Consider the following 21,754-nt stretch of genomic DNA (forward strand, 5'->3'; position numbering starts at 1 on the left):
GCAATGCCGTTTTGTGTTAATCATAAAGCGGCATTTTTGTACAAATAACAACCAAAATAACAATGTTTTTATTGGTTTTTTATTTATTAATTTTGATTCCATAATCATAAAATCTGAGTCTATATCCACACCGTTAAATATAGATACCTCAACAAAAACTCACTATATTTAAACGATCCTCAAAATTGATAGCTTCAAAGTTAGATTTTTCCGAACCAAAAGGCTAATTTAACAAGAATAATTCAACAAAAGAGTTTGTACACTGATAAAAATGCTGTCAAAGTAGATTTCAGATACAGATCCTTAAGTTTGTAATCATCAATTTTAAGTGACCTTTTAAATTAGATTTAACCTGATATTTGCTGGAGCCACATTATGTGTTCAATTTTTTCGATTTTAGATATCCAATCAGACGCTAAAGAATTGCGTCAAGTGGCTTTAGAAATGTCTAAGCTATTGCGTCACCGTGGACCAGACTGGTCTGGTGTCTATGCCGATGATAAAGTCATTCTTGCCCATGAAAGACTTGCCATTGTCGATGTCGATCATGGCGCTCAGCCATTAATCAGTGAAGACGAAACCATTGTGCTGGCGGTTAACGGTGAAATTTATAACCACAAACAACTGAAAGCTGAGTTAGGCGACAAATACCGCTACAAAACCAACTCTGATTGTGAAGTTATCTTGGCCTTATACCAAGAATACGGTGTCGATTTTTTAGATAAATTAAACGGTATTTTTGCGTTTGTGCTTTACGATAAAACTCAAGATGCCTTCTTAATTGGCCGTGATCACATGGGGATTATTCCATTGTATTCAGGCCGCGATAGCTTAGGTAACTACTATATTGCATCAGAAATGAAAGCTCTAATGCCAGTATGTAAAACCGTTGAAGAATTTAAACCAGGCCATTACCATTTCTCAAAAGATGGCGATTTAACCCAGTATTATCACCGTGACTGGTGTGATTATGACGCAGTAAAAGATAACCCAGCCAGCAAAGAAGAATTACGTGATGCGCTAGAAGCCGCTGTAAAACGTCAATTAATGTCTGATGTCCCTTATGGGGTATTGTTATCTGGCGGCCTAGATTCATCGGTAATTTCAGCGATTACTCAAACTTATGCTAAGCATCGTATCGAAAACGACGGTGAAACCGATGCTTGGTGGCCGCAACTGCATTCATTTGCAGTGGGACTTGAAGGCGCACCAGATTTAATCGCTGCCAAAAAAGTTGCTGATTCAATTGGCACTATTCACCATGAAATTCATTTCACCTTCCAGGAAGGTTTAGATGCGATTAAAGAAGTGATTTACCACTTAGAAACTTATGATGTCACCACCATTCGTGCGGCGACACCTATGTATTTAATGGCCCGTAAAATTAAAGCTATGGGTATTAAAATGGTACTGTCAGGCGAAGGGGCTGATGAATTATTTGGTGGTTACTTGTATTTTCATAAAGCGCCAAATGCACAGGCATTCCATGAAGAATTAGTCAGAAAGCTGGATAAATTACATTTATTTGATTGCTTGCGTGCTAACAAAGCCATGGCAGCTTGGGGACTAGAAGCCCGTGTACCATTCTTAGATAAAGAGTTTATGGATGTGGCAATGCGCATTAACCCCGAAGCCAAGATGTCTAAAGATGGCCGCATTGAAAAGAACATTTTACGTGAAGCCTTTGAACACGCTCTTCCCCATGAAGTGGTATGGCGTCAAAAAGAGCAATTTAGTGATGGTGTTGGTTATTCATGGATTGACGGCCTAAAAGATATTGCCGCAGAACAAGTTGATGACTTGCAGCTCGCAAATGCTAAATTTAGATTCCCATACAACACCCCAGAATCTAAAGAAGCTTATTACTACCGCTGTTTCTTTGAAGAGTTCTTCCCCCTAGAAACCGCAGCCGAAACAGTGCCAGGAGGCAAAACGGTAGCCTGCTCAACCCCTGAAGCCTTACTTTGGGATGCAAGCTTACAAGGCATTAACGACCCATCAGGCCGTGCCGTTAAAAATGTGCATGACAGTGCTTATTAAGCATAATCTAGTGTCATAAGTCATTTAACAGCCATCTAAATTATAGGTGGCTGTTTTAGTTACTGTTCACCAATTTTCATTAATGATTCAATTCAAACTTTATTCGTTTCCAGTTAAACTGCAGCTACAACTTCCACCATATAAAAAGCCACTATGACTGCCGTTTCCATTTTTCATCTTGAAATGCTTTGCCTTGAACAATTCAATCCCAAATTAGATGCTAAAGATCTCACCGTCATCAAAGCTGAAAAACAACAATTTGAATTTAATAAATTTTTATATCAGTTTGTGGGGAGTGCTTGGCAATGGACCGACAAGTTGTCTTGGACTGATGAGCAATGGCAAGCTTACAGCGAGGCTGACAACTTGCATCTGTATGTGGCTTATTTTCAAGGCTCACCAGCGGGCTACTTTGAGCTGCAACAACAAGCACAGGGTAACGTTGAAATCATGTATTTTGGTTTAGGCAATCGTTTTATCGGCCAAGGAATGGGCGGTTATTTACTAAGCCAAGCCATTGAGAATGCATGGACACTTTCAGGCACCCAACGCGTCTGGGTTCATACCTGCTCTTTAGATCATCCTAGTGCCTTACTCAATTATCAAGCTCGCGGCTTCAAACTGTTCAAAACTGAGATCGAATAATAACTCTAAACCCATGATGATTTAAAAGCCCCATTATCCAAAAAGCGCTGCTAAACATGTCGTTTAGCAGCGCTTTTTAATCAGCATAAATTTAATCGCTCGATTAATAGGGCTTTCTTTGCTCTGCCCTAATTTTTAAACTATCAACTAAAGCCAATTTTTCAGCATCATTCATAGTATGCCAAGCAAGAATTTCATCATAGCTTCGGTGGCAACCAAGACAAATATCAGCTTCATCTAAGCAGCAATTTGCCATACAAGGATTACGTGGGCCATTCGGGCCACTGGAGGCGATCATTATTCTGACCAAACGGCATATTCATTGCCGTTAACATCGTCAAAATGAAATCGTTTTCCGCCAGGAAAGTTAAATATCGCTTTAACAATACTGCCACCAGCAGCAATAATGTTCCGCTGGCTAGTTTCTAAACATTGGCTGTATAACACGATAAGTGGGCTACCACAGCTCACCTTGAAGTTTTCATCAGCAACATAAAAGCCGCCTTCAATACCTACATCTAAAAAGCAGCTGTATTCAGGGCCGTAATCTTTAAATTGCCAACCAAATGCTTCGGTAAAGAATGCCTTTGTCTTGATCAAGTCTTTAACCGGTAATTCGATATAGTTAATCTTATGATGCTGGGACATTGGCACTCCTTCAATTTAAACTCACTCGCTTAAAAGTAGTGGAGATTAGGACTATTGTCGATTATTAATCGAGCAAAGCAAGAAAACTTACGCTTGTACTAACGCCGCTACAGCACCAATGATACCGCCAAATACGCCGCCCCAAACAACCAGCCAGCCTAAATGTTTACGGATCATTTCTTGAATAATATCTTTAACCATTTCTGGGGTTAATTCATTTAAACGTTGCTCAACAATATTTGCGACTTTCGCTTGTAAGTCCGCCATCACGTTGGGCTGTTCTAACTCGTTTATAAGGATTTGATTAAACGCTTCACTTTGAGCAAGGTCAGTCAGCGATAGCTTCATTTTTTCGATAAAAGGCTCTTTTAACGGTATTAAAGCTTCTGTACCGCCAAACATTGCTAGCATTCCACCAAATGATGATTGCTCTACTGTAGTGATTAACGCATCAAATGATGGCTCTAAATCCACCTTTTCAATAACGGGTGTTAAGTCTATTGCTGAAGCATTATTTTCCGTCAGTAATCTATCAATATTTTCTTGAGTAAAAAACTGCTCCATCATCAGATGCTTAATGCCACCTTTAAACTCTTCAAAGCGAGATGGGATCACACCTGAGCCATATAAGCCTGGTACTTTTTCAAATAACATATGCACTGCCAGCCAGTTTGTCACTGCGCCTGACAAGGCAAATAAACCAATAGTAAAAACCACTGGTAAAGCTAAAAAATGCCCCGCAACAACTAATGCAGCGGCGATGACATTGACTATTAAACTCTTGTTCAATCTAAAATCCTCGGACATAAAAAAACCTTTGGCATTTTATCAATTTCCAAAGGTTATACTAGGGGCTGACTCAATAATAAAATTTATAACTAAGGTTCACTGTGGTAAAGGTACATTCCCTCAACTTCAGTCATATTCGTCAAGCTTGAGCTTAGCTCATTTTTATTGACCTGAGTTCGTTTTACAAAAAGGACCTCTGTGCCTAGTGCTAACGTTTTAGCTTTATCGAGCAGAGCAGTCGCGATCCCCTTGCCTCGAAACTCTTCAGCAACGAACACATCATCAAAATACCAAACCGATTTTAATAATAAAGAAGAATAGGATGGGTATAACTGAACAAAGCCTAATGCTTGTTCATCTTCTAACGCCACGAATATCATCGAATCATTTTCAGCTAAACGGGAGTTAACAAAGTGGCGACATTTTTGCGGTTCAGCATTAAAGCCTAAACTTTGCCTATAATCATCAAATAATGTGACTAGAACATTGAGATCAAGTTCAGAAGCGAGTCTAATTTGCATCCTTGCATCCTTTTTTTAAGAGAATCAAACCATACAGTTGCTACATCTGAGTAAGAAATTACCCTTGGCTATTACACCACGAGATAAAGCATTGATTAATCTATATAGCTAACCAAGACAGGTAATTTGATACCACAGCAGCCCAAAAATCTAAATGAAGAAATTATTCATTAATACATAAGCTTAATTTGTAACCTCGCAATTGTCTATTTAAAAAGCAAATGAAGATAAATTGTAAAAAAGTTTTAAAACCGACGAGTAACTGAACCTTAATTTGGTTAAAATGTCTAAATTCAACTATAGCCATTATTCAGCAATAGGCTCGATGTTTATGAAGTCATCTTTAAAAGCGTTAACATTAGCATTCAAACAGCGCCCTCGTTACCAAAAAATCGTCATTTACACTGCGATGTTGTATCTGATTTTTGTCATGATATTAGGATTATTAATCCCTTTTATCGCAACAAAACAACTGCCTAAAAGCCTATCAGCTTTACTCGGTAGAGATGTCAGCATTGAAGCCATCAAGATTAACCCTTTCAGCTTTGAATTGAGTGTCGATAACATCAATATCGCAGAAGATGACACAGCTAACACCTTCATGCACATTAACCATATTGCCACCGATATTATGGTGTGGAAGTCTCTTTTTAACTTAGATGTATCACTAGACTACCTGACTATTGATGGTACTGATGTCGCCTTAGCAAGATTTGCGTCAAGCGCTAACGGTTCTAATAGTGCTTACCAATATAATTTTTCAGATATTGTCACCACCTTAGCCAACAATTCGATTGATGAAGAAGTTAAACCAGAGCCCAATGACAGTGACCCTATCTCCTTCAACATCAACAATTTCACTTTTGCCAATGCAAATATTAAGATTACCGATGCCATTACCGATTCAGCTTTAAGCTATAACGAGATATCAATATTACTAAAGCAATTTAGCACCACGGCGCTATTAGATAGCAGCACTAACGCCAATCAATTTTCATTGAAGCTTGATGATAATCAAACCGGTAAAATTACCCTCAATGGCCAAGTGCAACTTAGCCCACTGATAGTTAGTGGCCAATTGGATGTCAATTCACTGTCAGTAACGCCTTATTGGCGTTTGATCGATAGCTTATTTGAGGCTAGCCTGACATCAGCTGATATCAAGCTCAATAGCACCTTTTTAATCACGCAAAAAAGCCCTGACACCCCAATAGAAGTTTCACTAACAAACACTGATTTTGCCCTAAAAAATTTAACCGCCAAAGATGCTAACAGAAACGTCGCCAGTATTGGTTTACTTGCTCTTAATGGGATAACCGTATCAACGGCCAAGCGCAGCATTGATATCAATGAGCTGCAAACAAACAATGCTGACTTCTGGCTTACTGCAGCGCCAGAGAATATCAATTTCGTGAATTTATTCTCACCAAAACTTGAACAGTTTGAGCACATTTTAGGCACCTCAGAGCCTGCAGCTAATTCAACGATTAATGCACCTAAAAACGCTAACACTGACGTCATTGAGCCAAACTCAAATACTGAAAGTGAACCACAATGGCTAGTCACGTTAAATAAACTGAACCTAAGTGACTATAAAATTGAAGTCACTGAAAGTGTTGCCACTGAGCTTGAAAATTATTGGCTGTTTAGTGGCTTATCACTGTCAACAGAGCAATTTAAATCTGATCTATCATTACCCCTAAGCTACCAGATGGGCGTTGATATCAATAATCAAAGCCGCATTGATTCTAGCGGCCAATTTGATGCTAAAAATATCAATTTAGAAGCCGAACTTGATTATCAAAATGCCAGCTTAGCTAAGTTACAGCCCTATATATCGCCATTTATGAACATCACCCTTGAATCCGGTTTTTTCAGTACCAAAGGTCATATCAGTGCGGATACTAAGGATAAATTAATCTATCAAGGCCAAGCTTCAATCATTGATTTAAAGATAAAAGATAATTTGCTTAAACAGCCACTGCTAAACTGGCAAGCGATGACTGTTAGTGAGCTTAAGTTTGATCAACACGCTAAATCCCTGTCCATTGATGAAATCTTGTTTGATACCCTATTTAGCCGTTTGATCATTGCTGAAGATAGAAGCACTAACATTGCCGACTTAGTCGTTAGCCAAGTTCAGCCCGCTGATAGTACGATCGTCACCGAAGCAGCACCTGAAACAGCACCTGAAACAGCACCTGCAGAGGCCGCATTATCTTCAAACAATGAGGCAAAAGCGCAAATCAACGCCCAAGTCGCCACCTCAGATACCACTGAAGCAGCATTTAACTTATCGATTTATAGAGTTGCTTTTAAAGATAGCTCCGCCTTCTTTGCCGATAATTCATTAACACCAAACTTTGCCTCAGGAATTGAGCAACTTAATGGTGAGATCACCCAATTATCTTCCAATCCAGACACTAGAGCTTCAGTTGATTTAGCCGGTAAAATCGATAAATATGCCCCTGTGACGTTAAAAGGCGATGTAAACCCGCTATTAGCTAACCCATACCTTGATTTAAACTTAGCCTTTAATAAGGTGGAGCTCACTTCAGTTAACCCCTATTCTGGTACCTACGCGGGCTATTACATCGACAAGGGCCAATTGTCGCTAGCGCTTAATTATCAGCTAGAAAATAATCAATTAGTGGGTAGTAATCATTTGGTTATTGATCAATTACAACTGGGTAAACCCACGAATAGCTCCCTCGCCACTTCTTTGCCTATCACCTTAGCCATTGCCCTATTACAAGACCGACATGGTGTGATAGACCTCGGGGTTGATGTTGATGGTGATTTAGACTCGCCAAGTTTCAGCATTGGCGGCATTGTGATGACCGCTATCACTAACGTCATTACCAAAGCCATCACAGCGCCGTTTTCACTGTTGGCAGGTTTAGTTGGCGGTGATGATGACGAGATGGATAAAATTGCATTTGATTATGGTCAATTTGATATTACTGATAAGCAGCAAAGCACATTAACATCACTGGCAAAGGCCCTTAACGATAGACCGCTACTGAAGCTTAATGTTAGAGGTGACGTTGATTTAGTTAACGACCAACAAGCCTTGCAAGTACAGCAGTTACATCAAAAGCTGGCGCAATTAGCACAAATACCCGCAGAGGAATTACCGGCGGATTTATCTGCTAGCCAATACCCTCAGCAAGGGCCATTAACTGACGCATTAATAGCTTTATATCAATCAGATTTACAACTAGATCCGCAGTTAATTAAACAAGCCATTAGTGAAGAGCACCCACAAATTGACAGTGTCGAGCTTCAAACTCGCTGGCACATCGCTTTATATAACTTTACTCTTAATCAGCAAGATATCTCAGAAGACGAACTCGGCGAATTAGCTCAGCAACGTGCTAACGCGGTTAAAACCTTTTTGGTAGAGCAGGCTCAAATCGACCCAAGTCGAGTGTTTATTTTAGAAAGCAGAGTCAATACCGACAAAAATGCGGCCTTAGCGACCTTAAGTCTGGATGCTAACTAAGTAAAATTCGATTCAAAACAGAGCGTCACTAACATTTTAGAACAGCACTGTAATAGATACAGTGCTGTTCTCTGTGATAAACATCACGTAAACTGTAGCAAAATGGATTGCGGTAAAAATGGATTATCGCAAAAGCTGTTTAATCCATTACATAAAATAACAAGATCAATTATTAAAACTGAATATTTAAGGAAGCAGTATGTTTGTCATTCGTTGGATCCTTGGCCGTATCATCTTATTACTTAACTTTGTTTTCCCTCCTAAAAAGCGTCAGCGACCTATCATTGAACAAGCTAAAATTGATGAGCAAACAAAGTCGTTAGCCCTTTATCAATATGCCGCTTGTCCTTTTTGCGTTAAGGTGCGCCGTTCAATTCGCCGCCAAGGCCTTAATATTGCTACAGTTGATGCCAAACAAGACGTTCATAAACAGCAACTGGTTAATGAAGGCGGTCACTTAAAAGTGCCATGTTTAAAAATACAACAAGATGGTCAAACTCAGTGGATGTATGAGTCTAAGGACATTATTGCTTATTTATCGAAACAATACGCTTAAGCGCTTTTATTGAGATAACTGCTGGCTTGAATTGATTTAAGCCAGTACATTTGTTTTACGCCCTTGATAACAAGCAGCCTCAAGCCCCCAATCATCCATCGCCAATATCTGACAGCTATTTTTTACAGATAAAATCCAGAAGGATTAATTTAGTGTTCAAGTTTTTATTTACGCTTACCAGTACATTACTCCTCAGTGCATGTGCAACCCAAGCACCCGATCCCGAATTATTCGCAGGTAAATATAGAGATACCTTTAGCTCATCAATAAAAGGCGAAGGCATCAAACTATTTACTTATAAAGCTAAGGTCGCTAATGCAACAGACCGCGGTATAGAAGATCCACTGCCACATCAGCAGCGTGTTGATCGCCGTAAGCAAGATGCCCGCAGTTATGCAAGAGAACAGGAGCGTCGAGCCGACTTTTTGGCGCTATGGAGTGCTCAGGTGGATTTAGGTCTAGAGAAAACCCTCGATATGAATGGCTACTGTAAAGAAGGCTATATTGTACTTCATCGCAATGTCAGTGAAGGCAGAGGTGAGATTCGAGGCGAATGCAATGATGGTGCAACTGCAGCCGACATTCAGAAATTTAGCCGTAAGTATTAACCTTTGGTGCCTAAATGTTAATTCCATTAACATTCAAACTGGCTAATTAGCACAAGATCAATAAATAACGCAGTTATACTGTATACCCATAGTAGATTGCGCTAAACTTAGCGCTATTCAAGACATTTAGCTTAGCGCACCACTAGCTAATTTTATTTTCCAAATCGTGCCCTGCTGGCACTTTTTAAAAGAGTTACCAAGTATCATGAACAGAAAACAGCTAATGATAAAAAAGACCGCCAAGCGGGCTAAAGCCAAAAAAAATAAAATTACGCCGGATAATCCGCAAAAAAATCCAAAGGTTGGCTATATTTCAAAAGCTGAGCGAGCGCGAATTGCTTTAGAAGAAGAGCAACAATTGTTAGCAGCAGACAACAACTCTGCAGCTGAAGTGCTTGAAGCCAAGGAAAATACCCAAGCTTAATCGCCACAAAGGTTTTTATAAAAAGACCTTTATAAAAAGATTATTAAAAAAGCCCTCAACATACTATGTTGAGGGCTTTTTACATCTTGTTGCCCATTGAGTTTTACAAGGCAGCATTCAGACAGCGACTTGAGTCAATCTGTGATGCACTAGCTTTTCGGCGTTCGCGGGTTATCTAAATCCCCATCACGGACAATCTCTTCACACAATGGCTCTTCGTTTAATTGCGCTAACTGAATATATGATGACGACTGAGGTGAGCTGGTCGGGCTCATTTCTAATTCAATCTCATCATCAATGGTCTGTGGCTTAATTAGCTGCTGAGGCCCTTGTGAAGCCGCTTGAAGCTTATCAACCAAACGATAACCCAACCACACTCCGCCAACACCAAATAAAATAGACCCAATCGCTTGACCAATTAATACGCCGTATACGCCGCCCATTTGCGCGCCAAAATAAACAAAAGGAATGGTGCCTAAGGTCGCTTTACCTACATTAAAAAAAGTTGAGTATTTGGGTTTACCAAGATTATTAAATGCGGCATTAGCGACAAATAACACCCCTGAAAACACGAAAAATATTGCAATGTATTTACAGAAAAACAAAATAATATCTGCCGCGTCACCTTTCATATCAAAGGCTGACACAATCACATTTCTGGATAAAAACAGCAATAACGACACCACTAACACGTAAACAAAACAAAATTGAATCGCCTTAGTTAAGCTTTCTTTTACTCGTTCAAATTCTTGCGCGCCATAGTTTTGCCCGATAATAGGCCCTACTGCGCCGCTTAAAGCAAAAATCATCCCAAAGCTTACGGGGATTAACCTACCAAGCACCGCCCAACCAGCAACATAACTGTCACCAAAATCAGCAACCGCTTTAGTGACCACCGCGTTACCAATTGGTGTCGCCACATTGGTAATCATCGCAGGCAGAGCAATGGAATAAACAATGCTAATATCTTCAACAAAATGCTGACGGTTAAACTGACCTAACATCTTATGCTTCACAATGACCCCTCTGGCAGAGACCACAAATACCGCAATTCGGGCAATAACTGAGGCAATTGCTGCGCCTTCAATGCCCATCCCTAAGGCAAAAATGAATATCGGATCTAGTACCAGATTTACACCGCCACCCGCTAAGGTAGACAACATGGACAATTTCGCATCGCCAATGGCTCTTAAAGCGCCACCTAACGCCATAGCTAAACAAATAAAAGGTAAAGAAGGCACCAAAATTTGCAGATAACTTTGCGCCAACACCGCAGTTTTCCCCGTTGCGCCAATGAGAGCCAGTAACTCGGGAATAAATATAAACACCACAATCGCAACAAAAATACTGGTTAGCAGAGAGATCAACGCGCTGTTAAGCAACATTCTTTTAGCTAGCACCATATTTTTAGCGCCAACAGCACGGGAGACAAGCGCCCCAAGCGCAATGGATAAACCAATCCCAATTGAAGTCGTAAAAAAAGAAATCGCCCCGGCATAACCCACGGCGGCAGCTAATTCCAACTCACCGAGCAAACTGAGGAAAAAGATATCTAATAAATCCACCACAAACAGCGCAGAAATTCCCACTGCGGCGGTGGAGCTCATAACCAATATATGACGAAATATTGGCCCTTGAACAAATTTAGCTTCGGTCATGACTCCCCTTCAAGGTTGCTGATTTCTAACTCACTGCCACAGTGATGGCAAAACAATGCATGTAATTGATGACCACGAGCGCCGCAGTTACTGCATTTTCTTAAATCTTTATTCAGTTCTCTTTCTGCGCCCATTTCATGGGAAATTTCAGCAGTTAATATTCCCGTTGGTATCGCAATAATAGAATAACCTATCAACATGGTCAGCGATGCAATGGCTTGGCCTAAATTGGTTTGCGGAGTGATATCACCATATCCAACCGTGGTTATGGTAACGATAGTCCAATACATGGACTTAGGGATCGAAGTAAACCCGTTACTTGGCCCCTCAACCACATACATCACCACACTCAGCGCCATAATAATCAGACTCACTGAAAAGAAAAAGATGAAGACTTTGCGTCTAGCGTGGATCATCGCCTTAAGTAAAATATTGCCTTCACTTAAATAGCGTAATAACTTTAACACTCTGAAAATTCTGAATAACCGTAATACTCTAAAGGCCAATGAAATATTGGCTCCTGGGATAATCAGCGCTAAAAAGCTTGGCAGAATTGACATTAAATCCACAATGCCATAAAAGCTACGCATATAGGACCAGCGATTAAGTGAGCCGTATATTCTCAGCAAATACTCAAAGGTAAATAACCAAGTAAACCCCCATTCAGCGTAATAAATCGCTTGGCCATACTGAGCATGAACGCTATCTATCGTGTCTAAGACAATCAGCGTTACACTGAGTAAAATACAAATAATCAGTGTTATATCAAAGCCTTTACCCAAAGGGGTATCGGTACCAAATATAATGGTTCGGATTTGCTTTTTATAATGGTTATCGTGTTTATCTTCTAACGTCATGGGTTACTCTACAATCCACTTAAATTTAATACCGCCCTAAGGAAAAAGTAAGGTATTATCACTAACGATATCTGCTCTAATCATTTTTATGCGAAGCATATTTTGAACTGATACTCATGTTAACATTATTAACATAAAACAAATTAGAAAATCCTGCTTTTTTGGAGTCTGCATGCGCTTGGTTAAATCCCTTATTTTTATCGTCATTTTACAGTCTAGTACGGTTCTTGCGTCTGTTGATAAATTAACTCAAGCAAAAGTTGATTTAGTTATTGTGAACAAGTCAGAAGCTAAAATGTCTATCTACCAGCAAGGCAAGGTATTAAAAACCTATCAAATTGCCATGGGCGATGCCCCACAAGGCCATAAATTTAAAGAAGGCGATCAACGCACTCCCCAAGGCCGCTATGTTTTAGACTATAAAAAGTCAGACAGTGCATTTTATAAATCAATTCATATTTCTTACCCTAATGAAGAAGATAAATTACGTGCCAATGCCCTAGGTGTTAGTCCTGGCGGCATGATTATGATCCACGGTCAAAACCCCAACTCAGAATTACCCCCTGAACAAGCTCAGCAATACAATTGGACTAACGGCTGTATTGCGGTGACTAATAAAGAAATGGATGAGTTGTGGCGAGTCATCGAAGAAGGCACCCCAATCGAAATTTGGCCTTAACCTTCACAGCTTAATAATATTAACAATATCGTGATAGCGGTTGAGTGCGACTAATACTCCAGCCTATACAAACGGATACTACCGATGAATTACCCTTATTTAATAGAAACTTGGCCAGAATTTAGCGCACGCATTGAGGCCTTCATTAGCCAACTTGGTTTAGATAAACTGTCTCTTGAATGTGATCACTGCGCTTTAAGAGTCAATGACGCAGATAAAGCAAAATTACTCACAGAGCAATTCAGTGAGCACGGTGAAGTGATTTCGAATAATATGATTAACGGCCGACCGATATTGATCATTAAACTGACCCAGCCACTGACACTGGCAGATAAAAACGTTACTTGTGTTGAGCTGCCCTACCCATCAGATAAAAGCTATCCCGTTGAAGGCTGGGAACATGTTGAGCTAGTCATGCCTTCTACTGCACAAACCTGCGAGCAATTAGTTACCGAGTTAGTTGAAAAAGTACCGACACTCGCCCCTATCATCGCTGGTGAAACAGCCATTAAAGTTAAGCAAAGCTCGCCTAAAGGGGATAATGAACGCTTAGCCAATCCCACAATTGCCTTTAAAGCCGAGGGCATTTGCGTCAAAGTGCATCCATTAGGGATCGAAGCCATTATTGCGAGCGAGCTAAATTAAAACGGCATAAAAAAGCCGTTATTAACATAACGGCTTTAAGTACCAGCCCTGTTTAAGAAGGGTTATTTGTCGTAATATTGGCTTATTGCTTTTCTGCGGTTTTAGCCTTGTTTTCAGCCGCAAGCACACTCTCCATTGACGGCACAATTGACACGGGATCCAGACGCTTTTGGAACCAGTTCAAACGCCAATCGAGATGCGGTCCAGTCACCCGCCCTGTCGCACCAATTTCAGCTAGTGGTTGGCCTTGAGTGACCACATCACCTTCTTTGGCATATAACTTACTCAGATGTAAAAAAGTCGAGTTAATACCATATCCATGGTCAATGATTAACGTGCCACCTGAATAGAACATATCTGGCACTGATAAGGTAATAACCCCATCAGCCGGAGACACGACAACCGTTCCCGTAGGACGGGCAACATCTACACCATAATGCGGGTTACCCGGCTTACCATTGTAAAATCGCTGACTACCATAAATCCCTGAAATCCTGCCAGTTACCGGCCAGATAAACGCTTGCATAAAGGCATCTTGCTCACTGAACACATTACGTGCGGCGCGAGTTTGCTTTGAGTCCTTTGCAGCTCTAGCTTGCGCCACAGGATCTGGCTGCATGATTTTTTTACTAATGCCGGTTAAGCGATCAATTTTATATTCACGGCTCGCAATTGTCAGTGGTTTAAGTTGTGTTAACCCATCAGGATAAGTCACTTCTAGCAGCTGCTCTGTTTTTGCTTCGCGCTCAAAACCAATAGCAAATTGGCCTTTTGGAGTCACTTTTACCACTTCGCCATTAAGCTTGACTGCGCTACCAGCAGGAACAGTGCCACGCACTAACGCGCCTTGCTCTAACTTGCCTTGTAAATTAATACTGCCATAACTGGCAACAGAAAACAGCGTAACCATAACCAATGAAGATAGTTTTAATCCCTTCAAAAACATATAAATAACCTTAATCCTTGCTAATTCAGCTCACACTCAAAATGCTAAGTTTACTTAACGGCGATGGCGCCTTTACCCACACCTTCAAAGGCAATGACTTTGAACACAGAATCTGGAGATTTAGCAGCCATAGTGTCAGCAATAAATTGTGCTAACAACTCAACGGTGGTGTCGTGGGGAATTATGTCACAATTCGCTTTTGGCATTGCCAATTGAAAGTCACCTTGTGGGGCTTGATAATGAAAGCCCAAATGGCTGTCATCAGAGATACGGGTTTGCGGTGATAATGCTAAGGCGTGCACAGAGACAACATCTTCTTCACTGCCTAAGTAAATATCTTGCCAGCGATCGGCCCAGTATTTATCCCATTTAGGCGCAGCAATGCCGTTTTCAAACACAGTTATAGGGCTACGGTGACCGTGAGCAATACGCTGGCAGTTACCGTCATGCTTTCGTAAACCATGGGTGTAGTGGTAATAAGGGCTTTCAAGCACTTCGGTGCGCAAAGTTAAGCTAATGCCTTGAACATTATCAGGCAGTGCCTGACGTAATGCTTTAATTAAAAAGGCATTAACGCTTTCAAAATCGATAACTTCAGTAGGTATAAGCGCAAAGGCTTGTGATGGGCATGCCAGATGAATATCACCTTGCTGACTGGTGAAATCCATCCATACTCTGTCGCCCTGCTGCTGCCAACGAACGTCACTGCATGCGGTAGGTATTAATAGTCGGTGATCTGCTACATCATCAATGGTGCTTTTGATGGTCTTTTTGACTTTAGAAAAATCGAGCACCATATTTTGCTCATCTAAACCACCATCAAGCAATACATCAACAATCCAGCTTTCGCCCACCATACCCCGAATTGGACATAAATAAGAAAAGTCGATTACGGTTAAATCTTTTACAAACAGTTGCATTCAAGCTCCTAGACAGAAAAACAGTCCGTCTCAGTTTAAAAGTGTCCCAAATAGCGATGGCTAAGGGGATCCTAAAATTAAAGCTATTCTAAACAAAAGCAGACCAAGGCGCGAGAAACATCAGCAAATATAGTAAAAAACTCATAAGCACAATTAATAGGGGTAAAAGGAAAACTACTCAATTTTATAACCCACACCGTAAATAGAGTGCAGTAAATCAGCTTGTTTATTATTGAGTAATAATTTTGAACGTAAGTTTTTGATATGACTGTCAATGGTGCGAGAGCTCACAACGCGGTCATCGACATAGCAAACTTGCATTAAACTATCACGGGAATGCACCACGCCCGGTCTTTTAAGCATAGTATGCAAAAGCCTAAACTCAACGGGGGTTAAATCGACCTCTACGCTAGCAGCGTGGCATTTAAAACGCTCAAGATTTATCACTAGATGCTTATAGGCTATTTCATCTTCAGCAAGTTGAGCGCTAGGCTCCATTCGTCTAATAATTGCTTTAACCCTTGCTACCACTTCCCTTGCTGAAAAAGGTTTACAGACATAATCATCAGCGCCAATTTCTAAGCCAATTAAACGATCAATCTCTTCAACGCGCGCAGTTAACATCAAAATCGGCACGTTTGAAAATGACCGCACTTCTTTACAGATAGTCAAGCCATCTTTGTGCGGTAACATTAAATCTAAAATGACAAAATCAATAGCGTCATTTTGGATCCTTGCGACAGCATCAAGCCCATCGTGTAAAACCGCAGTGACAAAGCCTTCAAGGGTTAAAAAATCCACAAGCACTTGGGCTATTTTGGGCTCATCCTCTACAATCAATACGCGTTTATTTTGATAATGATTATTCATGATCTATGAATACTCCGTTACTTGTAACAACAGCCAAGTAGCTAGGCCAATGGCAATACAATCTCAATACATAAACCGCCAAGATTAGAAGGCCTTGCGGTAATTGTCCCTTTATGGGCTTCTACAATATTTCGGCAAATCGTGAGTCCAAGGCCTGCGCCATTACTACGGCGCACCCGAGAGCTATCTTGTCGATGAAGCGCCTCAAATAGTAGCTCGCAATCGTCTGTCGCTACTGAAGGTTTAGTATCATTAATTAATATCAGCACCTTGGTATTTTGCTGAATTAAATCGACATCAATACTACCTGGAGAGTCTGTATAAGCGACTGAATTTAATAAAACATTAGAAATTAGTTGCTGAATTCTCATTTTATCAGCATTGATTAATACCGGCTCAATATGGTTAAAACGGTAGCCTAACCCTTTAGCAGAAATTTTATTGCCTAATGAGGCTATTGTTTCTGAAATGCACTCAGTGAGATCCATCGGTTGGATATTGTATTTAAGTCCACCGACATCAGATAAAGACAGCTGATACAAATCATCGACTAGATGTTTGATGCGCATGACTTCTTGCTCTAGTGACTCAAGTTGTTGTTGATCAAATTGACGAATTCCCGCTTTAATGGCGTCAATTTCACCACACAAAATACTTAAGGGGGTTCGAAGCTCATGTGATATATCGGCAAACCATCTATTTTTTGCAGTACGGTTTTTATCTAAAATCATCGCTAAATGGTCAATGTCATTCATTAATTGACCTAATTCATCTTGACGTTGCTGAGTAAAACGTTCGCTATAATTGCCCTTTGAAAGAAAGGAAATACCTTTAACCACCTCTTTCACTGGCACTAATAAGAACCGAGCTAACAGCCATGAAATAATACTTGCCAATAACAAGCAGCCCAAACCTATCCAGAGTGTGGTCCAAAGCTGTTGTTGCGAAAAAATAGCTGCAGATTCACTATTAACCTTAACGATTGGTGAGCTATATAACTTAGCAATAAGCTCTCCTTTATAGGTAACAGGAACATAAGTTGCCTTATTACGGTCATCGATAGCCACGCCGGCAAGTAACTTATTCTCTAAGTTGTAAATTGCTGTAGGAGGTCCAAAGCGCACCTGAGGCTTCACCTCTCTATCCCTTCTTTTGCTGTCGGGTCTTTTATGAGGCGGCGGTTGCCGGTGTTCTGGCTCAAAGCCTTTAGCGGGTTTTCGATGTTCAGATAAGTGTGGCGGTCTTCGATCTGGGTGTGGTATACCTTGCCTATTCGACAATGAATCATTTCGCCCCAAATGCCTTGGAGCCGGCCCTGGTGAATGTAGTCTGAGTAATTGCTTATATTGGTCTAAGCTAATGTTACTCCAATTAAAAGCTGACTGTTGATACAAATCAGCCACTGCAGTTGATAAACGAGCTAAACGTTCTTGTTCTAGGGTATTAATATAATTTAGAAAGCCTTGATCAAAGCTCCACCTTGCTAACGATAACGTCGCAAGTAACACTATGCTAGTTAAGCCCACAAAGGCTAAAAATAATTTCTTTGATATTTTCATAAACTAAGTATATCGACCTACAAGGCTGCAAACTAGCAACAACAATGACTTGGCTGTAATCTCCATGAAATCTGCACAATTACTGCATATTTAATTGCTAACCTAATGATGAATCAAACAAAGGCTTTAATAAAAAGTCATATCGTTATCACTAGGATGGATTAAAAATGAAAAGAATAGCCTCTTTACTTGCCCTTATTCCTTTACTGACATTGATGTCAGCCAATATCATCGCACAAGAAAAAAACCGTCAAATGCGTAAACCACCACAAGAAGCTTATGCAATCTGTGAAAATAAAAACGCTGAAGATCAAGTTAGCTTCACGACGCCAAAAGGCGATGAAATCGAAGCCACCTGTATTTTAATCGATGAAGAACTCGTTGCTGTACCTAATAACCACACACCGCCAGAACATAAACAAAAACGTGGTCAATAAATAGGAGCCTGATATGCAAGTCTTAATGAGCAATAACATCTCGGCACAACAAAGTCAGCTAAACACGCAATCAAGCAGCAAGCCTGAAAGACCACAAGGTCCACCGCCACCTGGAAGCACTCCACCAGGACTAGAAAAAGCAGTATCGACCTTAACTGAAGAACAACAAGCTGATATTTCATCAATGTTAAGTGCATTAACCCCAGAGCAGCATGAGTCTTTGAAATTAGCGTTAGATGAGCTAAAACCTATGGCTGAAACCTTATCAAAAGATGATATGGGAGACGTATTTCTAACAACGTTAACTGAAATAGCAAACACTTCAACCGAAAATGATATCAGCAACACAATAGATATATACGCATAAATCAGTTTAAAAGTGGACTTTTCTATTACAGTAAAGTCCTTAAATAATCGCCTATAAACAAAATTTAAGGACTTTTATTTACTGTTTGTTAAGAGAGGCGTGAGTGTTGATGCTAATTGCGGACGACTAAAATAATAACCTTGTGCTTGATCGCAGCCATTTTCCAATAAAAAAGCCGCTTGCTCTTTAGTTTCTACCCCTTCAGCAATGATGTCGAGATTAAGTGCATGACCTAACACAATAATAGCTTTGGCTATTGCGGTATTATGACTATCAAATGGAATATCGCAGACAAAAGACTGATCGATTTTAAGCACATTAATAGGTAACTTTTTAAGGTAACTTAACGATGAATAACCGGTTCCAAAATCATCAACAGATAATTGAATTCCCATGTCCCCCAAGCGTTTTAAATCACTGATCACTTTTTCAGGTTCATACATCATGCAGCTTTCAGTCATCTCTAACTCAAGACAACTAGCAGGCATTCCAGTTTCTTGCAAAATCATTGCGACATTGTCGATAAAATTACTGCGCTGAAATTGTATACTGGCAACGTTAACCGCAATCCGACCAAAATGATAGCCATTATCAAGCCATTGCTTGCCTTGAAGACAAGCCATTCGAAGTACTACTAAACCAATTTCGTGAATTAAACCGGTTTTTTCAGCAATAGGAATAAACTCAGCTGGTGAAATAAAACCATACTCCCGATGCTCCCAACGGATCAACGCCTCTAGTCCCACCAATTGACCACTACTCAACGATAATTTAGGTTGATAAACTAAATGAAAATGCTGCTCTTGAATGGCTTCGTGTAAAGCATTTTGGATTTTCAAATGCGCTACTGAGTTCATTGTCATAGCTGAATCGTAAAAGGTCACTGTATTACGACCACTTTGTTTTGCTATATGTAACGCTGTATCGGCATTTTGTAATAAGTTTTCGCTATTTACAGAATCATGGGGGAAAACTGAAACGCCCATACTCAAGGTAATTCGAATTAAAGAACTGTCATCAAATCTAAATGGCTGCTCTATTAGAGACTTAATATGATTTACACGGGATGCCACCATATCGCCCTGAGTAATATCATTTAAAACAAGCACAAACTCGTCACTGCTTAGGCGGCCAACAGTACAATGATCATGACTGATATTGGATAATCTGCGGCCGACTTCAACTAATAGTTTATCACCCACCTCGTGACCTAAACTGTCGTTAATATGTTTGAAAAAATCAATATCGAACATGATAACTGCAAGTTGCGATTGTTTAGTTGCCGCATGCTCAACTTGAACTTGTAAATTAGACCGTAATAAAATTCGATTAGGTAATTGGGTTAAGTTGTCGTAATAAGCTAAATTCTCGAGCTTTTCTTCGTTAATTTTCTGCTTTGATATATCTGAAAATACAGCTACGAAAAAATTAATAGTATCATCTTGGCCATAAACCGCATTAATGGTAGCTGCTTGGAGGAATATGTCACCTTTTTTTCTTTTATTCCAAATTTCGCCATGCCACTTACCTTTTACGAGCAAGGTATTCCACATTTTGGCAAAAAACTCAGTATCATGTTTGCCGGAATTTAAAATACGTGGATTTTTACCTATAGCCTCTTCACGTTCAAAGCCGGTAATATTGGAAAATGCACTATTAACTTCAGTTATATTGCCATCTCTGTCGGTAACTAATACACCATCAATCGTGTTCTCAACCACACTTTCGGCCAGTAACAATTGTTTTTCATTTTGTCTATGCCGACCAATATTTCGGGTAATACCGATAACGCCTTGGATAGTATTTGTATTATCGATTAATGGCGCTTTAACCGTTTCTAACCAGTGACGGTTATTGTTTGGATCTGTGCCTTCACACTCAGACACTACAATCGGTTTTCTTGCCAAAATCGCACTGTTATCGGTCTCGATAAAAAGCTTTGTTGTTTCAACATCAAATAGATCATGGTCCATTTTACCGACTATTTGACCCGTCTTTTTATTCCAAGCTTTTTCTATACTCTGATTACAAACAATATACTTACCGTCAAGATCCTTTACCCAAATATGTTCACTAAAAGCATCAATGAAATTCTGTAAGTTAATGGATTGATATTGTTCCTGTTGGGAGTGAAGCTTAGATAAAGAGTGTTCCAGGCTATCAACAGTGAGATTAATTAAAGCTAAGTTAAAATCTTTAGATAACAATTTAGAATAAATCGCACAAAAGCAGCCCAGTTGTATACCGTAATCATCAACAAGAGGTTGCAGATGGATACTATATTGTTTTTGTTTATGGGTTATTGATATGACTTGATTAGTGGCTAATTCCGATAAAGGAATATTATTGATGACTGGAGTGGTAATTTGCTGTAATTCGCGTAAATCTCTATCGATGATTTCTTCATTACATGCCACATAACGCATCATCTGCTGAGCATCTAACAAAAAGGCACACACATCAGTACTCAGTGCTTTTGCCGTTATATCTAAGGTTTTTTGCCAATAAGCTTTGATATTTTGAGTTGTATGCATTGCTAAAAAGAACCTACTTATTGGACTTTACACTTATATATACATTTGATTATATAGCCACACAGAAAGTTAATAAATCAGTAAACCGCGGATCTGCTAACTAGATCATTTAACTGATAAAAAACCACTTAAATATTTGTATGATTTTATAAGATACTGATATTGGCATGCTGTTTTAAGGGAGGGTTACAGTTGAGGGTGCTGTTCTTTACTTAAAACAGTGCAAACGGTTGAAATAGGCTTTATAAACTGATCGAGATACTGTAACTACTATTGGCTTACGATGATAAAACTTCGTAGAAACATAATTTCAATAATATAGTTCTACTCAGCGGCAGATATTTAATTGAATTCGACAACGAAAAAGTCATATTCTAAAGGCACAGACAACTCAGCTAACATTCTTTTTCTTTATCAATATAAAGCTGAAAATAATTAAATTACAAAACGAAAAAAACCTCTACATTGCTGTAAAAGCTTTCGTCTTTGTGTCGGCGGAGCGGACTTACTCTTATCAAGAGACGACCCCTCGCCCACGGCGTGACA

21 protein-coding genes are annotated in these 21,754 nt (G+C 39.8%); 10 read left to right on the plus strand and 11 right to left on the minus strand.

Translation table 11 applies throughout. From position 1 onward, the window contains the following. Positions 1-375 precede the first annotated feature (375 nt). Both asnB and BCU91_RS02150 read left to right on the plus strand, forming a co-directional pair. A complete protein-coding gene (gene asnB / locus BCU91_RS02145; protein ID WP_102476607.1) occupies positions 376-2,040 on the plus strand; it encodes an asparagine synthase B in 1,665 nt (554 codons plus the stop codon). Positions 2,041-2,193: 153 nt separating this feature from the next. Then, on the plus strand, positions 2,194-2,685 hold the full coding sequence (locus BCU91_RS02150; RefSeq protein WP_102530801.1) for a GNAT family N-acetyltransferase: 492 nt from the start codon (positions 2,194-2,196) through the stop codon (positions 2,683-2,685). Positions 2,686-2,788: 103 nt separating this feature from the next. Here the strand turns inward: BCU91_RS02150 and BCU91_RS02155 are convergent, their stop codons facing one another. From BCU91_RS02155 to BCU91_RS02170, 4 genes are all read right to left on the minus strand, one after another. Continuing rightward, positions 2,789-2,983, minus strand: a complete 195-nt coding sequence (locus BCU91_RS02155) for a DUF1289 domain-containing protein (protein ID WP_102436834.1) — start codon at positions 2,981-2,983, stop codon at positions 2,789-2,791. Continuing rightward, positions 2,983-3,333, minus strand: coding sequence for a VOC family protein (locus BCU91_RS02160; RefSeq protein WP_102530802.1), 351 nt, complete (start codon positions 3,331-3,333; stop codon positions 2,983-2,985). The genes BCU91_RS02155 and BCU91_RS02160 overlap by 1 nt, the downstream gene beginning before the upstream one ends. 87 nt (positions 3,334-3,420) lie before the next feature. Then, the gene (locus BCU91_RS02165; protein ID WP_102436830.1) at positions 3,421-4,122 is read right to left on the minus strand and encodes a DUF445 family protein; all 702 of its coding nucleotides are present in this window, start codon (positions 4,120-4,122) and stop codon (positions 3,421-3,423) included. Positions 4,123-4,211: 89 nt separating this feature from the next. Next, complete coding sequence (locus tag BCU91_RS02170; RefSeq protein WP_102530803.1) at positions 4,212-4,643, minus strand: GNAT family N-acetyltransferase; 432 nt, start codon at positions 4,641-4,643, stop codon at positions 4,212-4,214. Positions 4,644-4,974: 331 nt separating this feature from the next. Here BCU91_RS02170 and BCU91_RS02175 point away from each other — a divergent pair, with 331 nt between their 5' ends. From BCU91_RS02175 to BCU91_RS02190, 4 genes are all read left to right on the plus strand, one after another. Then, the gene (locus tag BCU91_RS02175) at positions 4,975-8,148 is read left to right on the plus strand and encodes a DUF748 domain-containing protein (RefSeq protein WP_198590417.1); all 3,174 of its coding nucleotides are present in this window, start codon (positions 4,975-4,977) and stop codon (positions 8,146-8,148) included. 199 nt (positions 8,149-8,347) lie between these two features. After that, complete coding sequence (locus BCU91_RS02180; RefSeq protein WP_102436824.1) at positions 8,348-8,704, plus strand: glutathione S-transferase N-terminal domain-containing protein; 357 nt, start codon at positions 8,348-8,350, stop codon at positions 8,702-8,704. 152 nt (positions 8,705-8,856) lie between these two features. Beyond that, positions 8,857-9,312 carry a hypothetical protein gene (locus BCU91_RS02185; protein ID WP_102436822.1) on the plus strand — a complete coding sequence of 152 codons (456 nt, stop codon included), beginning with the start codon at positions 8,857-8,859 and terminating at the stop codon, positions 9,310-9,312. 205 nt (positions 9,313-9,517) lie between these two features. Then, complete coding sequence (locus BCU91_RS02190) at positions 9,518-9,736, plus strand: DUF2986 domain-containing protein (protein ID WP_102436820.1); 219 nt, start codon at positions 9,518-9,520, stop codon at positions 9,734-9,736. 149 nt (positions 9,737-9,885) lie between these two features. Here BCU91_RS02190 and BCU91_RS02195 read toward each other — a convergent pair whose 3' ends face one another. Next, entirely contained in the window at positions 9,886-11,394 is a 1,509-nt protein-coding gene (locus BCU91_RS02195; protein WP_102436818.1) for an MATE family efflux transporter, read from the minus strand. Further along, entirely contained in the window at positions 11,391-12,251 is an 861-nt protein-coding gene (locus tag BCU91_RS02200) for an ion transporter (RefSeq protein ID WP_102436816.1), read from the minus strand. The genes BCU91_RS02195 and BCU91_RS02200 overlap by 4 nt, the downstream gene beginning before the upstream one ends. A gap of 172 nt (positions 12,252-12,423) precedes the next feature. Between BCU91_RS02200 and BCU91_RS02205 the strand changes: the two genes are divergently transcribed. Beyond that, positions 12,424-12,930: a L,D-transpeptidase family protein gene (locus BCU91_RS02205; RefSeq protein WP_102530805.1), complete on the plus strand. Its 507-nt coding sequence runs from the start codon at positions 12,424-12,426 to the stop codon at positions 12,928-12,930. An 84-nt stretch (positions 12,931-13,014) separates the two neighbouring features. After that, on the plus strand, positions 13,015-13,575 hold the full coding sequence (locus tag BCU91_RS02210; protein ID WP_102476610.1) for a VOC family protein: 561 nt from the start codon (positions 13,015-13,017) through the stop codon (positions 13,573-13,575). Between the two features lie 82 nt (positions 13,576-13,657). On the opposite strand, the gene BCU91_RS02215 is transcribed toward BCU91_RS02210, so the two are convergent. From BCU91_RS02215 to BCU91_RS02230, 4 genes are all read right to left on the minus strand, one after another. Beyond that, positions 13,658-14,521, minus strand: coding sequence for a M23 family metallopeptidase (locus BCU91_RS02215; RefSeq protein WP_102530806.1), 864 nt, complete (start codon positions 14,519-14,521; stop codon positions 13,658-13,660). Positions 14,522-14,571: 50 nt separating this feature from the next. Continuing rightward, positions 14,572-15,441 (minus strand): 6-carboxytetrahydropterin synthase, encoded by an 870-nt coding sequence (locus tag BCU91_RS02220; RefSeq protein ID WP_102436809.1) that lies wholly within the window; start codon positions 15,439-15,441, stop codon positions 14,572-14,574. Between the two features lie 174 nt (positions 15,442-15,615). Then, positions 15,616-16,311, minus strand: coding sequence for a response regulator (locus BCU91_RS02225; protein WP_102519626.1), 696 nt, complete (start codon positions 16,309-16,311; stop codon positions 15,616-15,618). A 41-nt stretch (positions 16,312-16,352) separates the two neighbouring features. Beyond that, positions 16,353-17,870 (minus strand): ATP-binding protein, encoded by a 1,518-nt coding sequence (locus BCU91_RS02230; RefSeq protein WP_102519625.1) that lies wholly within the window; start codon positions 17,868-17,870, stop codon positions 16,353-16,355. A 167-nt stretch (positions 17,871-18,037) separates the two neighbouring features. Here BCU91_RS02230 and BCU91_RS02235 point away from each other — a divergent pair, with 167 nt between their 5' ends. Beyond that, positions 18,038-18,307 (plus strand): hypothetical protein, encoded by a 270-nt coding sequence (locus BCU91_RS02235; RefSeq protein ID WP_102436803.1) that lies wholly within the window; start codon positions 18,038-18,040, stop codon positions 18,305-18,307. A gap of 13 nt (positions 18,308-18,320) precedes the next feature. Beyond that, the gene (locus BCU91_RS02240; protein ID WP_102476612.1) at positions 18,321-18,674 is read left to right on the plus strand and encodes a hypothetical protein; all 354 of its coding nucleotides are present in this window, start codon (positions 18,321-18,323) and stop codon (positions 18,672-18,674) included. A gap of 74 nt (positions 18,675-18,748) precedes the next feature. On the opposite strand, the gene BCU91_RS02245 is transcribed toward BCU91_RS02240, so the two are convergent. Beyond that, positions 18,749-21,208 (minus strand): GGDEF domain-containing phosphodiesterase, encoded by a 2,460-nt coding sequence (locus BCU91_RS02245; protein ID WP_102530807.1) that lies wholly within the window; start codon positions 21,206-21,208, stop codon positions 18,749-18,751. Between the last annotated feature and the right edge of the window lie 546 nt (positions 21,209-21,754).

It is taken from the genome of Shewanella sp. 10N.286.52.B9 (genome assembly GCF_002873635.1).
GTDB lineage: Bacteria > Pseudomonadota > Gammaproteobacteria > Enterobacterales > Shewanellaceae > Shewanella.